General features: G+C 72.5%; 11 protein-coding genes. 7 read left to right on the top strand and 4 right to left on the bottom strand.

Going from position 1 to position 15,555, the window contains the following annotated elements:
- Positions 1-41 precede the first annotated feature (41 nt).
- Positions 42-2,213, top strand: coding sequence for a 3-hydroxyacyl-CoA dehydrogenase NAD-binding domain-containing protein (locus tag ACZ597_RS15665; RefSeq protein ID WP_471329535.1), 2,172 nt, complete (start codon positions 42-44; stop codon positions 2,211-2,213).
- Positions 2,214-2,264: 51 nt separating this feature from the next.
- On the opposite strand, the gene ACZ597_RS15660 is transcribed toward ACZ597_RS15665, so the two are convergent.
- Together ACZ597_RS15660 and ACZ597_RS15655 are read right to left on the bottom strand one after the other, a co-directional pair.
- A complete protein-coding gene (locus ACZ597_RS15660; RefSeq protein ID WP_471329533.1) occupies positions 2,265-2,927 on the bottom strand; it encodes a maltokinase N-terminal cap-like domain-containing protein in 663 nt (220 codons plus the stop codon).
- A 10-nt stretch (positions 2,928-2,937) separates the two neighbouring features.
- On the bottom strand, positions 2,938-3,666 hold the full coding sequence (locus ACZ597_RS15655) for a MerR family transcriptional regulator (protein WP_471329530.1): 729 nt from the start codon (positions 3,664-3,666) through the stop codon (positions 2,938-2,940).
- A gap of 85 nt (positions 3,667-3,751) precedes the next feature.
- Between ACZ597_RS15655 and ACZ597_RS15650 the strand changes: the two genes are divergently transcribed.
- Positions 3,752-5,578 carry an AMP-dependent synthetase/ligase gene (locus tag ACZ597_RS15650; RefSeq protein WP_471329528.1) on the top strand — a complete coding sequence of 609 codons (1,827 nt, stop codon included), beginning with the start codon at positions 3,752-3,754 and terminating at the stop codon, positions 5,576-5,578.
- A 528-nt stretch (positions 5,579-6,106) separates the two neighbouring features.
- Here ACZ597_RS15650 and sph read toward each other — a convergent pair.
- Positions 6,107-7,096 (bottom strand): sphingomyelin phosphodiesterase, encoded by a 990-nt coding sequence (gene sph, locus ACZ597_RS15645; protein WP_471329526.1) that lies wholly within the window; start codon positions 7,094-7,096, stop codon positions 6,107-6,109.
- Between the two features lie 141 nt (positions 7,097-7,237).
- Between sph and ACZ597_RS15640 the strand changes: the two genes are divergently transcribed.
- Positions 7,238-8,128: an oxygenase MpaB family protein gene (locus ACZ597_RS15640; RefSeq protein ID WP_471329523.1), complete on the top strand. Its 891-nt coding sequence runs from the start codon at positions 7,238-7,240 to the stop codon at positions 8,126-8,128.
- Positions 8,129-8,149: 21 nt separating this feature from the next.
- Here ACZ597_RS15640 and ACZ597_RS15635 read toward each other — a convergent pair whose 3' ends face one another.
- On the bottom strand, positions 8,150-9,652 hold the full coding sequence (locus ACZ597_RS15635; protein WP_471329520.1) for a M1 family metallopeptidase: 1,503 nt from the start codon (positions 9,650-9,652) through the stop codon (positions 8,150-8,152).
- Between the two features lie 525 nt (positions 9,653-10,177).
- Between ACZ597_RS15635 and ACZ597_RS15630 the strand changes: the two genes are divergently transcribed.
- From ACZ597_RS15630 to ACZ597_RS15615, 4 genes are all read left to right on the top strand, one after another.
- Entirely contained in the window at positions 10,178-11,041 is an 864-nt protein-coding gene (locus tag ACZ597_RS15630; protein WP_471329517.1) for an SCO6745 family protein, read from the top strand.
- An 82-nt stretch (positions 11,042-11,123) separates the two neighbouring features.
- Entirely contained in the window at positions 11,124-13,595 is a 2,472-nt protein-coding gene (locus ACZ597_RS15625) for a Tex family protein (RefSeq protein WP_471329514.1), read from the top strand.
- 257 nt (positions 13,596-13,852) lie between these two features.
- Entirely contained in the window at positions 13,853-14,359 is a 507-nt protein-coding gene (locus ACZ597_RS15620) for a hypothetical protein (RefSeq protein ID WP_471329511.1), read from the top strand.
- On the top strand, positions 14,349-15,539 hold the full coding sequence (locus tag ACZ597_RS15615; protein WP_471329509.1) for an MAB_1171c family putative transporter: 1,191 nt from the start codon (positions 14,349-14,351) through the stop codon (positions 15,537-15,539). Before ACZ597_RS15620 ends, ACZ597_RS15615 begins: the two co-directional genes overlap by 11 nt.
- Positions 15,540-15,555: the final 16 nt, after the last annotated feature.

Here is a 15,555-nt window from a genome sequence, read left to right as displayed (position 1 = left end):
CCTGAACCCCTGATCCCACCTCTGACACGGAAGTAGCGAACATGAGCGAGTCCACCACGATCCGCTGGGAACAGGACGAGACCGGCGTCGTCACCCTGGTCCTCGACGACCCGGGCCAGTCCGCCAACACCATGAACCAGGCCTTCAAGGACTCCATCGCGGCCGTCGCCGACCGCGCCGAGGCCGAGAAGGACTCCATCCGCGGCATCATCTACACCTCCGCCAAGAAGACCTTCTTCGCCGGCGGAGACCTCAAGGACATGATCCGGCTGCGCCCCGAGGACGCCCGGCTGGCCTTCGACACCGGCACCGAGATCAAGCGCTCGCTGCGCCGCATCGAGACCCTCGGCAAGCCCGTCGTCGCCGCCATCAACGGCGCCGCCCTCGGCGGGGGCTACGAGATCTGCCTCGCCTCCCACCACCGCGTCGCCCTCGACGCCCCCGGCTCCAAGATCGGCCTGCCCGAGGTCACCCTCGGCCTGCTCCCCGCCGGCGGCGGCGTCACCCGCACCGTCCGCCTGATGGGCATCGCCGATGCGCTGCTCAAGGTCCTGCTCCAGGGCACCCAGTACAACCCCCAGAGCGCCCTGGCCAACGGCCTGGTCCACGAACTCGCCGCCACGCCCGAGGAGATGCTGGCCAAGGCCCGCGCCTTCATCGACGCCAACCCCGAGTCGAAGCAGCCCTGGGACGTCCCCGGCTACAAGATCCCCGGCGGTACGCCGTCCAACCCGCGCTTCGCCGCGAACCTGCCGGCCTTCCCCGCCAACCTCAAGAAGCAGCTGAACGGGGCCCCGTACCCGGCCCCGCGCAACATCCTGGCCTGCGCCGTCGAGGGCTCCCAGGTGGACTTCGAGACCGCCCTGACCATCGAGGCCCGGTACTTCACCGAGCTGGTCACCGGCCAGACCGCGAAGAACATGATCCAGGCGTTCTTCTTCGACCTCCAGGCCGTCAACGCCGGCCGCAGCCGCCCCCGGGGCACCGAACCCCGCAAGGTCCGCAAGGTCGCCGTCCTCGGCGCCGGGATGATGGGCGCGGGCATCGCCTACTCCTGCGCCCGCGCGGGCATCGAGGTCGTCCTCAAGGACGTCACCGCCGAGTCCGCCGCCAAGGGCAAGGCGTACTCCGAGAAGCTGCTCGACAAGGCGCTCGCCAAGGGCCGCACCACCGAGGCCAAGCGCGCCGAGCTGCTCGCCCGGATCACCCCGACCGCCGACGCCGCCGACCTGGCCGGCTGCGACGCCGTCATCGAGGCGGTCTTCGAGGACACCGCGCTCAAGCACAAGGTGTTCCAGGAGATCCAGGACGTCGTGGCCCCCGGCGCGCTGCTCTGCTCCAACACCTCCACCCTCCCCATCACCGGCCTGGCCGAGGGGGTTTCGCGCCCCGCCGACTTCATCGGCCTGCACTTCTTCTCGCCCGTCGACAAGATGCCGCTGGTGGAGATCATCAAGGGCGACCGCACCGGCGACGAGGCCGTGGCCCGCGCCTTCGACCTGGTCCGCCAGATCAACAAGACCCCGATCGTGGTCAACGACTCGCGCGGCTTCTTCACCTCGCGCGTCATCGGCCAGTTCATCAACGAGGGCGTGGCGATGGTCGGCGAGGGCATCGAGCCCGCCTCCGTCGAGCAGGCCGCCGCCCAGGCCGGCTACCCGGCCAAGGTGCTCTCGCTGATGGACGAGCTGACCCTCACCCTCCCGCGCAAGATCCGCAACGAGACCCGCAAGGCCTTCGAGGCCGAGGGCCGCGAGTGGACCGAGCACCCCGCCGACCGCGTCATCGACCGGATGGTCGACGAGTTCGGCCGCCCGGGCCGCAGCGGGGGCGGCGGCTTCTACGAGTACGACGAGAGCGGCAGGCGCAGCCGCATCTGGCCCGGCCTGCGCGAGCACTTCGCCAAGCCGGACGCGCAGATCCCGTTCGAGGACATGAAGGAGCGGATGCTGTTCTCCGAGGCCCTGGACACCGTCCGCTGCCTCGACGAGGGCGTCCTCACCTCCATCGCCGACGCCAACATCGGCTCCATCATGGGCATCGGCTTCCCGGCCTGGACCGGCGGCGTGATCCAGTACGTCAACGGCTACGAGGGCGGCCTGCCCGGCTTCGTGGCCCGCGCCCGCGAGCTGGCCGCCACCTACGGCGAGCGCTTCACCCCGCCGGCCTCCCTGGTGGCGAAGGCCGAGCGCGGCGAGACGTACGCCGACTAGTACGCCCGTCCCGGGCCCGCCGTGCGGGCGGGCCGGGACGCGGGCGTGCGCTCAGGCCCGCAGGTAGGCGAACACCCCGCGCTCCGCGGGGCCGTCCGGGGCGGACCAGCCGGCAAGCACCTGGCCGAGGAGGCCCTCCCCGGCGGCGGTACCGGGACGCAGCACCCGGGTCAGCGCCAGCGTCAGAACCAGCTCCGGCTCCATGGACGGGCCCACCGTGATCTCCGTGCCCCCGGCGGTGTCCGCCACCTTCCCCGGGCCGGTCAGGCCCGCGGGCACGCCGACCGCCTCCGGGCGCACCTCGACCGTCGGGTCCGCGGTGTCGGTCTCGCCCTGGGCCTGGGCCACCGCCCCGCCCGCCAGCAGCGCCAGCAACTGCTCGACCAGCACCACGTCGTGGGCGCCGTCGTACACCCAGCGCGTACCCAGCACCCCGTGCTCCAGGGTGCCGATCAGCCCCGCCTCCGCACCCTCCAGCGGCGCCCCCCGGTAGGTCAGCGGCACGAGGTAGGAAACGGGCCCCTCCCCGGCGGCGTCCGTGACCACCATGAACTCGATGCCCACCTCGCCCTCGGGGTCGTCGAGCCGGAAACCGCCCGCCTTCGCGAGCCGCGCGCTCTGCTCCGCACCCCGGTACCAGGGCCTCAAGGGCAGCCAGTCGGCGAGGAGTTCGAGTTTGGTCGGGGACAGCGTGGTGTGGTGGATGATCGCCATGCGGCCGAACCTACCCGCCCTCCGAGGCGAACGCAGCCCGCAACTCCTCCTTCAGCGACCGCTGGAAGGCCGTCACCAGCGCCTGCACCACCATCGGCTGCATGTGCGCCGACAGCGCCTTCATCGACTCCACCCGCTCCGGATCGTCCTCGTCCTGGGTGAACGGCCCCCACACCTCGTCCCGGAACAGCGCCGTCAACTGGTGCGCCGCCGTCCGCGCGTGCTCCAGCAGGATCCCCCGCGCCACCAGCAGCGTCTCGTGCGCGATCGGTACGTCGAGCAGCGCGACCCCCAGCCGCAGCAGCCCCACGTCCACCCGGAAGCCCTCCCCGGACGACGACACCACGTTCATCGCGGCCAGCCGGCGCAGGTCCCCGTCCGACAGGGTCCGCCCCGCCCGCCGCTCCAGCTCCGCCCGCGACACCTCCTGCGCCGCGTCCGGAGCCCAGGTCGCCACCAGGGCCCGGTGGATCGCCAGGTCGTGCGCGCTCAGGTCGTCCGGGAGGGCGTCCAGGTAGCGCTGGATCGCGGACAGGGTCATGCCCTGGTGCTGGAGCTCCTCGATCAGCGCGAGCCGCGACAGGTGCTCGGGGCCGTAGTGCCCCACCCGACGAGGTCCGATCACAGGAGGGGGCAGAAGCCCGCGCGTGCTGTAGAACCGTACGGTGCGGACGGTGACACCGGCCTTGGACGCCAGTTCGTCCACGGTGAGCATCGGCTCGGTCGCCTGGTCGGCCATCGTCCGCTCCTCGCTCTCTGCTCCACAGCTTGGGTTCAACAGTATTGCTGTCGCACCAACGATGTGAAACGGCCAGGAGCTGCCCATGACCACGAACCTGCCACTCCCCGGACGACCCGAAGAACTCACCCTCCCCGCCCTGCTGGCCCGCAACGCCGCGGAACACCCGGACCTGCCCGCCCTCTCCTGGCGCGAAGGAGACGGATGGAGGACCCTCACCTGGGGCGAGGTCCGCCGCGAGGTCGCCGTCCTCGCCGCCGGCTACGCCGCCCTCGGCGTCGAGCGCGGCGAACACGTCCTGCTGATGATGGGCAACCGCCCCGAGCACTGGCTCAGCGACCAGGCCCTGGTCCACCTCGGCGCCGTCCCCGTCACCGTCTACGGAACCTCCGCGCCCGAGCAGATCGCCCACATCGCCCGCCACAGCCGGGCCAGGCTGGCCGTCGTCGAAGGCGCCGGCGAACGCGACCGGTGGGCACCGCTGCTGGACGACCCGGGGATCCCGCTGGAACGCCTCGTCGTCGCCGAAGCCGCCGAAGCCGGCCCGCACACCGCCTACGGCTCCGTGTACGCGGGCGGCGCCCGGCTGCACCGCGCCGACGACTTCGAGAAGGCCTGGCAGGAGACCCGCCCCGGGGACCCCCTCACCGTCGTCTACACCTCCGGCACCACCGGCGACCCCAAGGGCGTCCGCCTGACCCACCGCAACATCCTGCTCCAGTCCGTCCGCCTCGACCGGGGCGTCCAGCTCCCCGAACACGCCGAGCACGTCTGCTACCTGCCCTTCGCGCACATCGCCGAGCGGATCCTCGGCATCTACCTGCCCCTGCTGCGCGCCGCCCACGTCCGCCTCGTCGCCGACCCCACCGCCGTGGCGGCCGCCGTCCGCGAGCTGCGGCCCGTGCAGTTCTTCGGGGTGCCGCGGGTCTGGGAGAAGCTCGCCGCGGGCGTACGCGCCGTCCTGGCGGGCCTGCCGGAGGAGCAGCGGCGCGCCATCGAGGACGCCGGGGACCTGGCCCGGGCCCGGGCCGGCCACCAGGAACGCGGCGAGGAGGTGCCGGCCGCGCTCGAAGCCTCGTACGCCGGGGCGAAGGAGCGGGTACTGGACCCGCTGCTGCGGCTGGCGGGGCTGGACCGGCTCGTCTGGACGGCCAGTGCCACCGCGCCGATGCCGATCGACGTGGTCCGCTTCTGGGCCGGCTGGGGCATCACCATCATGGACGCCTGGGGGCTGACGGAGACCTCCGGCGTCTGCACCGTCAACAGCAACACCCCCGAGGGATTCCGGCTGGGCTCGGTGGGCCGGCCGATCGACGGGCTGGAGCTGAAGGTCGCCGGCGACGGGGAGATCCTCACGCGCGGAGCGACCGTCTTCGACGGCTACCTGCGCCCCGACGGGACGGTGGAGAGCGCCGCCGACGCCGAAGGGTGGTTCCCGACCGGGGACATCGGGCGGCTCGACGAGGACGGCTTCCTGTGGCTGACGGACCGCAAGAAGGAGCTGATCATCACCTCGAACGGGAAGAACGTCTCCCCGGCCCTGGTGGAGAACACCGTCAAGGAGCACCCGCTCATCGGCCAGGCCCTGGTGCACGGCGACGGCCGCTCCTACCTGGTCGCCCTGCTGGTCCTGGACGCCGAGCTGGCCCCGGCCTGGGCCGCCGCCCGGGGCATCCCGGCAGCCTCCCTCGCCGAGCTGGCCGAGCACCCGGCCGTACTGGAGGAGACCGCCCGGGCGGTGGCCGCCGCGAACGCCCGCCTCAACCGCACGGAGCAGATCAAGCGCTACCGGCTGCTGGCCGAGGAATGGGGCCCCGCCACGGGAGAACTCACCCCCTCGCTGAAGCTCCGCCGCCGGGTGGTCCGGGAGAAGTACGGGGAGCTGATCGAGGGGCTGTACGGGGAGGGCTGAGCCGGGCCGGCCATCTCGTCGGCGAGGGTACGGGGCTTGTGGCACGGGCCCGCCATCTCCCCCTCGAGGCGGAGGGGCGGGTCGGTGGTTGCCCACCCGCCCCCGGCTGCGGGTCCGGGGTGCGGGGGCGGTAGCCCATGGGTCCGGATCAGAGCCGGTTGGGGGGTTTCCCGTCAGTCCCATCGTCCTTCCGTGTCGTGCCGGTCCCTCAAGGGCGCTCCCTGCGGTCGCGTCACTTCGTGATCGCCTTCGGCGACCCTTGACAGGCCGTCCCGCCCCGGAAAGCCGAAAGACTGCCGGGAAACCCCCAAAGGAACGGTCACCGGGCAGGAGGGGGCGGGCGGCCGCGTCAGCGACGAGGCATCCGAGGCTCCGTGTGGTCCACACCAGCCCATGACGGCCGTCAGCCGCCGAGATCTGGGCAGCGCGTAGGAAACCCCAAACCGGCTCTGATCCCGCCCGGCCGGGACCCCGTGAGGAGTGGTGTCGGCCGGGCGTTCTTGTTTCCGTCCAGGCGTCGACCGGCGGCTAGCGGCCGACTACCGGGTAGTGGTCGCTCAGGTTGGAGTAGGTGTAGGACTTGCCCCAGCTGGAGACCGTCCAGGGGGTCGACTGTTCGTTTACCACGTTGTTCTCCCAGCCCGCCGGGCGGGCGTTGCCCTTGCGGTAGAGGACGTAGTCCAGGTCCTCGCGGGGGTCCGTGGGGTAGCGGTAGTTGGCGATCGAGTTCTGCGCCGTGTCGAAGGAGTACGGGTGGCCCGTGCGGGTGTCGGCGCCGGCGAGGTCCGCGTCCGCGAGCATCGAGGCGTACTCCGGGGTGCGGGAGTCCACGTTCATGTCGCCCGCGATGATGACCTGCTCGTTCGCCGGGATGTTCTTGGCGTCGAGGAAGGCGTCTATGTTCTTGAACTGGCGGCTGCGCATCTGCGCCGCCTCGCCCGCGCCGCAGCCCGGGTCGGTGGACTGGGCGTGCGTGCCGACGACGTGCACCTTGGTGCCGTTGACGTTCAGGACCGCGTAGGCGAAGCCCTTGTTGGACCACCAGTCGGCGCCGCAGGCGTCCTTGTAGACCACCTGCTCCTTGCGCAGGATCGGCCACTTGCTGAGGATCGTGACTCCGCCGTCCTCGGGGGTGGTGGAGGAGTACGAGCCGCCTGTGGCGTCCCAGCCGCTCTTGCTGCGGCCCACCACCGGGGTCTGGTACGGGTACTGCGCCGCGGAGTTGGCCTGGAGGGCGTCCGAGGCGCCGTTGTCGAAGGCCTCCTGGAGCACCACCACGTCGTGGCCCTGGAAGAAGGAGGCCCGGGGGATCTCGGCGGCCCGGTGGTCCTGGCCCCAGTTCGGGTACAGGTTCTTGCTCATCAGGAACACGTTGTAGGTCAGGACGCTCAGCCGCGGGGTCCCGGCGCCCTCGGCGGCCGTGGCGGCGGGCGCGGTGGTGAGGGCGAGGGCTGCGGCGGCGGTCGCGGCCACGGCCGTGGCCGCGGCGCGGGTGCGGCGGTGCGAGATCTGCGGCATGGGAGTCTCCGTCAGTCCGGTGGAATCCTGCGGGGGAAGATCGACGCCGCAATCCAAGCAGCCGCGGTTACCTCTGGGTAACACCCGTGACAAGACTTTCTGTCCGGACCGAGGACTTCTCGCGCTCGCATAATTGGTCCCATGGACGACACGGACCGCATATCCCCCGAAAGACCCGCCCGGCGCCTCGATCCCGAGCCGCCGCCGCCCGGCGGGGTGCTGTGGTCCACCGCAGGGGACGTCCGCTCCCTGCTGACCCTGCCCGCCGCCTTCACCATGCAGGTGGCCCACCCGGCCGTCGGCGCCGGCGTCGACCAGTACTCCGTCTTCCGCACCGACCCCTGGGGCCGCGGAGAGCGCTCCCTGCGCTCCGTGATGCTGTGGGTCTACGGCGGTGCGGAGGCCGTCGCCGAGGGGCGCCGGGTACGCCGCCTGCACAAGGAGATCCAGGGCACGGACACCCGGGGCCGGCGCTACCACTCCCTCGACCCCGGCTGCTACGCCTGGGTGCACGCCACCGGCTTCCCCGTCGCCCTGTACGCCGGGCGCTACCTGTTCCGGCCGATCACCCCCGCCCACGAGCGGCAGCTGTACGCGGAGTGGCTGCGGGTGGGCCGGATCCTGGGACTGCGCGACCGGGACATGCCCCAGACCGTCGAGGAGTTCTGGCCCTACTACCGCCGGATGCTGGCCGAGGAGATCGAGCCGACCAAGGTGGCCCGCGAACTGCTCTCCACCGATGTGGACCTGCCCCGCCCCGAGGCGGCCTCCCCGGCCCTGCGGCTGCTGCTGCGGATCACCTGGCCGGCCCTGCGCGTGGTCTACCTGCGCTTCCGGGCCTTCGTCACCGTCGGCTACATGCCGCCCGAGGCCCGGGCCGCCATCGGCCTGGAGTGGAGCCCCGCGCAGGAGCGCCGGCTCCGACGGTTCAGTACGGCCGTACGGCTCCTCGTACCGGTGCTGCCGGAGCGGCTGCGCTACCTGCCGAGGGCCCGCGCCGCGCGGGCGCGGTGGCGCGCCGGCACCCGCTGACGGGTGCCGGCGCGCGGGTCCTCAGTGGTCGTGGACCGTGTTGGTCGCGGCGATCTTCTTCCAGGACTTGGGCTCCGCGGCCGGCTTGGCCGGGGACTGGAGGGTGCGGGCGCCGGGCTTCGCGGCCGGCGGGGCGAAGGCCGGCTTGCCCGGGGTGTACAGCCAGGTCTCGAAGAGCTGCGCGAGCGGCTTGTTCGAGACCTTCTCCGCGTACCGGACGAAGTCCCCGACCTTGGCGTTGCCGTAGGCCCGCTCGGTCGGCCAGCCCTTGAGGATCGCGAAGAACTTCTCGTCGCCGATCTCGTTGCGCAGCGCCTGGAGCGCGATCGCGCCGCGGTCGTAGACGGCCCCGTGGAACTGGTTGTCCGGGCCCGGGTCACCGGGCTTGACCTGCCAGAACGGGTCCTCGGCGGGGCGGGAGGCGTACGCCCAGTCGGCGAGCTCCTGCGCGGTGCCCTCGCCCTCCTTCTCCGACCACAGCCACTGGCTGTAGCGGGCGAAGCCCTCGTTGACCCAGATGTCCTTCCAGTTGTCGACGGACACGCTGTCCCCGTACCACTGGTGGGCCAGCTCGTGGACGACGACCGAGACGTTGGCGCCGTTCGAGAACTGGCGCGGGCTGTAGAACGGCCGGGTCTGGGTCTCCAGCGCGAAGCCGCTGGGCACGTTCGGGACGTAGCCGCCCAGCGCGTTGAAGGGGTACGGGCCGAAGACCCCCTCCAGCCACTCCGCGACCTCGCCGGTCCGCTCCACGCTCGCGCGCGCCGCGCCGGAGTTGTCGCCGAGGTCCCTGCTGTACGCGTTCAGGATCGGCAGGCCGTTCGCCGTCTTGTCGGTGGTGATGTCGAACTTGCCGACGGCCAGGGTGGCCAGGTAGGTGGCCTGGGGCTTGTTGGAGCGCCAGTTGTAGCGGGTCCAGCCGAGCCTGGAGGACTGCGACTGGAGGACGCCGTTGCTGATGGCCTGGGTGCCGTCCGGGACGTTGACCGACACGTCGAAGGTGGCCTTGTCGAGGGGGTGGTCGTTGCTCGGGAACCACCAGGCCGCCGCGTCCGGCTCCTGCGCCGCCACGCCGCCGTCCGGGGTCCGCTGCCAAGCCGACCAGCCGTCGACCTTGAACTCGGACGGCTTCCCCGCGTACTTGACGACGACCGTGGCCTGACGGTCCTTCTGGAGCGGCTGTGCCGGGGTTACTTCGAGCTCGTGCGCGCCCGAGGTGGCGAACTTCGCCTTGGCCCCGTTGACCCGGACCTCGCTGACCTTGAGGCCGAAGTCGAGGTTGAAGCGGGACAGGTCCTGCTTGGCGGTGGCCAGCAGGGTGGCCGTGCCCTCCAGCAGGTCCGTCTTCGGCTGGTACTGCAGGCGCAGGTCGTAGTGGGAGACGTCGTAGCCGCCGTTCCCGCTGGCCGGGTAGTAGGTGTCGCCGATACCCGGGGCGCCCGGACCCGCGCTGGCCGCCGACGCCGGGATCACCAGCAGGAGTGAGGCGGCCAGCACGCTCGGGGCGATGACTTTGCGGTGCACGAAGAGCTCCAAGGGATAGGGGAGACAGATCGGTTCAAGGTCTCGTCGTTCGACCGTATTCACCCGTGGGGCCTCAGGTCATGTCCATGGCTCCTGCTGTCACACGATCGCCATTCGGCCGTCATGAACCCGCGCCGGGCCGAGGGCGGGGATGGTGCGGCTGACCTGCGGATTCGTGCTCGGACGCGGTGTCGGGCAGGTCGAATGCCCGGTTCGGCCGGGTGGGCGTGCGTGTTGACCGTGCGTCAGGTGAGGGATGCTATTCGGACATGCGTGCGCCACCGATCCCGTGTGCGAGGGGGCTTCCGTATTGCGGCAGGGCGATTTCCGGCCGCCGGGGCAGCGCCGGAGCGCCGGGGGAGCGGACGGTGCAGAGTGGCCCGATCGGCCCCCTTGCGCGATGCGGCGGGCTCATGCCTCCGCCGGCGGGGTACGGCTGTCAGCCGGGGCCGGTCCGCCGACGGCCGCACGCCCCCCGAGGGAACCGGGTTCCCGGCATACTGAGCAGTCGGTAGCCTGCGTCGCATGACGCTTCCCCCGCACGCCGCGCGCCGCGTATGGCACGCCGCCGTCAACCCCCTCCACGCCACGAGCTACTTCTCCCCTGACCTCGGTACCGAGCTCGGGGCCCTCGGCATCACCCACCGCGTCGCCGCCAACCTCGCCAGCCGCTCCGCCGCCATGGGCGCCGTCGGCCCCGGCGCGGTCACCGCGGCGTTCTACAACTACCGGCACGACCTCGTCGCCGCCCACCTCCCCGCCGTCTGGGACACCGCCGCGCCCGAGCAGGTCCTCGCCGCGCGGCTGCGCGCCGCCGACACCACCCTGCGCCGCCTCCTCGGCGACGAGGTCATCGCCTCGCCCGAACTCGCCGAAGCCGCGGGCCTCGCCATACGCGCCACCGAGGCCTGCACCCGCCACGGCCGGACCCTGTACGCCGCCCACGCCGACCTCCCCGTCCCCGAGGAGCCGCACCTGCGGCTGTGGCACGCCACCACCCTGCTGCGCGAGCACCGCGGCGACGGCCACCTGGCCGCGCTGCTGCTGACCGGCCTCGACCCGCTGGAGGCCCTGGTCAGCCACACCGCCACCGGCCGCGGCATGACCGCGAAGTGGATCAAGAGCATCCGGGGCTGGGAACAGTCCGACCTCGACGCCGCCGCCGACCGGCTCCGCACCCGCGGCGTCCTCGACGCCGACGGCGAGCTCACCGGGGAGGGCCACGCGCTCCGCGAGCGCCTGGAGACCGAGACCGACCGCCTCGACGCCGCCCCCTACGAACACCTCGGCGCGGCCGGCCTCGCCCGGCTCGGCGAGCTCGGGGGAGCCTTCGTCAAGAGGGCCGTCGCCGCCGGCGCCTTCCCGCGCGACCTCTTCGGAAAGGGCTGAGGGGCTCCCGCGGACCACCGGCGGCACCTGCCACAATTGACAGCCTTCCACGCAAACGCACGAAGGCAGGCGGGACCGCACAGTGACCATGTCCATCGAAGGCAGGATCGCCGAGGAGCTCGGCGTACGGGAACGGCAGGTCAAGGCCGCCGTCGAGCTGCTCGACGGCGGCTCCACCGTGCCGTTCATCGCGCGCTACCGCAAGGAAGCGACCGAGATGCTCGACGACGCCCAGCTGCGCACCCTGGAGGAGCGGCTGCGGTACCTGCGCGAGCTGGAGGACCGCCGCGCCGCGATCCTCGACTCCGTACGCGAGCAGGGCAAGCTCGACGCCGAGCTGGAGGCCCGGATCGCCGCAGCCGACACCAAGGCCCGGCTGGAGGACATCTACCTCCCCTTCAAGCCCAAGCGCCGCACCAAGGCCCAGATCGCCCGCGAGGCCGGCCTGGAGCCCCTCGCCGACGGCCTGCTCGCCGACCCCTCCGTCGAACCGGCCGCCGCGGCAGCCGCGTTCGTCGACGCCGGCAAGGGCGTCGCCGACCCGGCGGCCGCCCTGGAGGGCGCCCGCGCCATCCTCACCGAGAAGTTCGCCGAGGACGCCGACCTGATCGGCGACCTCCGCGAGCGCATGTGGGGCCGCGGCCGGCTCGCCGCGAAGGTCCGCGAGGGCAAGGAGGAGGCGGGCGCCAAGTTCTCCGACTACTTCGACTTCGCCGAGCCCTTCACCGCTCTCCCCTCGCACCGCGTCCTCGCCATGCTGCGCGGCGAGAAGGAGGACGTCCTCTCCCTGGACCTGGAGCCCGAGGAGCCTTCCGAGGTTCCCGGCCCCTCCACCTACGAGGGCCTCATCGCCCGCCGCTTCGGCATCGCCGACCGCGACCGCCCCGGCGACAAGTGGCTCGGCGACACGGTCCGCTGGGCCTGGCGCACCAAGATCCAGGTGCACCTCGGCATCGACCTGCGGACCCGGCTGCGCGCCGCCGCCGAGGACGAGGCCGTACGGGTCTTCGCCGCGAACCTGCGCGACCTGCTGCTCGCCGCCCCCGCCGGCACCCGCGCCACGCTCGGCCTGGACCCGGGATTCCGCACCGGCGTCAAGGTGGCCGTCGTCGACGCGACCGGCAAGGTCGTCGCCACCGACGTGATCCACCCGCACGTTCCCGCCAACAAGTGGGACGAGTCCATCGCCAAGCTCGCCCGCCTCGCGAAGGAGCACGCGGTCGAGCTGGTCGCCATCGGCAACGGCACCGCCTCCCGCGAGACCGACAAGCTCGCCGGGGACCTCATCACCCGCCACCCCGAGCTGAAGCTCACCAAGGTGATGGTCTCGGAGGCCGGCGCCTCCGTGTACTCCGCCTCGGCCTTCGCCTCGCAGGAACTCCCCGACATGGACGTCTCCCTGCGCGGCGCCGTCTCCATCGCCCGCCGGCTCCAGGACCCCCTCGCCGAGCTGGTCAAGATCGACCCCAAGTCCATCGGCGTCGGCCAGTACCAGCACGACCTCTCCGAGGTGAAGCTGTCCCGCTCCCTCGACGCGGTGGTCGAGGACTGCGTGAACGGCGTCGGCGTGGACGTCAACACCGCCTCCGCACCGCTGCTCTCCCGGGTGTCGGGCATCAGCGGCACCCTCGCCGAGAACATCGTCTCCCACCGCGACGCCAACGGCCCCTTCCGCAGCCGCAAGGGCCTCAAGGACGTGGCCCGCCTGGGCCCGAAGGCGTACGAGCAGTGCGCGGGCTTCCTGCGGATCCGCGGCGGGGACGACCCGCTGGACTTCTCCAGCGTGCACCCCGAGGCCTACCCCGTGGTCCGGGCCATGGGCAAGGCGGCGGGCGCCGAGGTGGCCGCGCTCATCGGCAACACCTCCGTGCTGGGCTCCCTGCGGCCCGAGCAGTTCGTCACCGAGGCCTTCGGCCTGCCCACCGTCACCGACATCCTGCGCGAGCTGGAGAAGCCGGGCCGCGACCCGCGCCCCGCCTTCAAGACGGCCACCTTCAAGGAGGGCGTCGAGAAGATCGGCGACCTGGCGCCCGGCATGATCCTGGAAGGGGTGGTCACCAACGTGGCCGCCTTCGGCGCCTTCATCGACATCGGCGTCCACCAGGACGGACTCGCGCACGTGTCGGCCCTGTCGAAGACCTTCGTCAAGGACCCCCGCGACGTGGTGAAGCCGGGCGACATCGTCCGGGTCAAGGTCATGGACGTGGACATCCCGCGCAAGCGGATCTCGCTCACCCTGCGGCTGGAGGACGAGGCCGGCGCCGAGCGCGGCGCGGGCGCACCCCGGCAGCGGGACGAGCGGCAGGGCGACCGCCGGGGCGGCGGGCGCCCGCCGCAGCAGCGCGGCGCCCAGGGCCAAGGCCAGGGCCAGGGCCAGGGCCGGCGCGGCGGTGACGGACGGCGGCAGGGCGGTCAGGGCGCGCCCGGCGGCCAGGGCGGCAGGGGTGGCGGAGGACAGCGTTCCGGCGCCCCGGCCCCCGCCAACAGCGCCATGGCCGACGCCCTGCGCCGGGCCGGCCTCACCGGACCCGAGGAGGGCCGGGGCCGCCGCTAGCCACACCCCGGGCCCCGGCCCGGAAGACCTCCGGCAGAACTGGCCGAATAGGCACCCTGCCAGGGGAACCTCCTTGCCAACTCCCCGGGAAGATCTGTAGGGATGGTGGAACGCCCGTTCGCCCGCGCGGACGGGCGTTCCCGTATTTCCGTCCGGGACCGCACTCCCGAGGCCGCCTCAAGGCACAGGACGCCATGCCGATGCCCACCCCCCACGCCTACCGACGCTGCCCGAGAAAGGGTCCGAAGAGGGAACGCATGCCCTATCGGGATCTCAGCCTGCGCAAACGGTGCGAGACGATTCTCGGCCACCTGGACCTGACGTCCCCGTTCTCCCTGGAAGGCCTGTGCGCGCACATGGCCGAGCGGCGCGGCCGTCCCATCCGGCTGCACCCGCTGCCCAGGGAGGCCGCCGAATCCGGCGTCTGCGGGCTGTGGGTCGGCACCGAGACCGTGGACTACGTCTTCTACGAGGCCCACACCACCACCCTGCACCGGGAGCACATCGTGCTCCACGAGCTCGGGCACATCCTCTTCGGCCACCACTCCCTGGAGGGCGAGGAGACGGACGGCCGGGCACCCGTCGTCCGCGGCCGCACCAACTACACCACCCTCCAGGAGCAGGAGGCGGAGATGCTCGCGAGCATGATCCGCATCCGCACCTCCACCGCCGGCCACCCCCGCCGCGGCGCGGCCCCCCGGGGAGCCCTCGCCCGGCTGGAATCCGCCATGGGCTACGTACGGGGCCACCGCGATGGCAGCTGAACTCGCCGCCGTCGGCGACTGGCTCGCCGTCCCCAGCGTGGTCTGCCTGTGGATCGCCGTCCTGCTCCGCGCCCCCGGCGCCCTGCGCTCCCCGGAACAGCGCGGACTGTGGCTGGCCGTCGCCACCGCGGCCGCCGCGATGACCCTGAACCTGCCCGCCGTCGTCACGTACGCCATGAGCCGCGAGCCCTCGTACGCCCACACGATCGGCCTCGTCCGCAACCTCATCGGCGTCCTGTCGGCGGGCGCCGTGCTCTACTTCGTCGCCGCCGCCACCCGCGGACGCAGGCTCCAGCTCGCCTCCTGGGCGGGCACGGTGCTCTGGTTCGGCGTCCTCCTCATCCTGGACGCCGCCGCCCCCGAGCACGGCACGCACACCATCCCCACCGCCGGGGAGCCGGTGCCCTCCCTCGCCTACTGGCTCGTGCTGATCTCCGCGCACCTGATCGCCAACACCGTCTGCGTCTTCGTCTGCTGGCGCTACGGCCGCCGCTCGGAGAGCCGCGCACTCGCCCTGGGACTGCGGCTGTTCGGCCTGGGCACCGCGCTGGCCTGGGCGTTCTGGTCCGTGTACCTGCTCAAGGCCCTCTTCGGCAGCACCTGGGCGATGCCCGCCCTGCCGCTGATGATGAACCTGCACGGCCTGCTGCGCGCCGCCGCGATCCTCGTACCCACCCTGTTCGCCCTGCACCGCACCCTCGCCGACGCCACCACCGCCTGGCGGCTGTGGCCGCTCTGGCGCGACCTGGTCCAGGCCGTCCCGTACGTGGTCCTCACCGAACCCCGGACCGGGCGGCTGCTCGAACTGCTCTGGCCGCCCGTGCCGCGCAACCTGCTCGTCTACCGCAAGGTCATCGAGACCCGCGACGCGATCCTGATCCTGGGGGAGTACGTCACCCCCGGCGTCCCGGAACTCGCCCGCGGCCATGTCGCCGGCACCGGCGTCCCCGAGCAGCGGCGCACCGCCGCCGCGCTGGCCTGCGTACTGAAGGAGGCCCGGCGGGCGAAGCTCGCCGGACTGCCCGGGCAGCACGCCCCCGCGTGCGACCTCCCGGCCGCGATGCAGACCTCCGCCGAGGGCGGGGACCTGGAGGACGAGGCCAGGTTCCTGGTGGACGTCGCCAGGGCCTACGCCTCGCCCGCGGCCGCCGCCTTCGCCCCCGTACCCCGAACCGCCTGAACGACCAGGAAGCGAA

The organism is Streptomyces sp. NPDC040718, from assembly GCF_055593565.1.
Note: the sequence above shows the minus strand (reverse complement) of the source record. Positions and strands in the feature narration are given on the sequence as shown.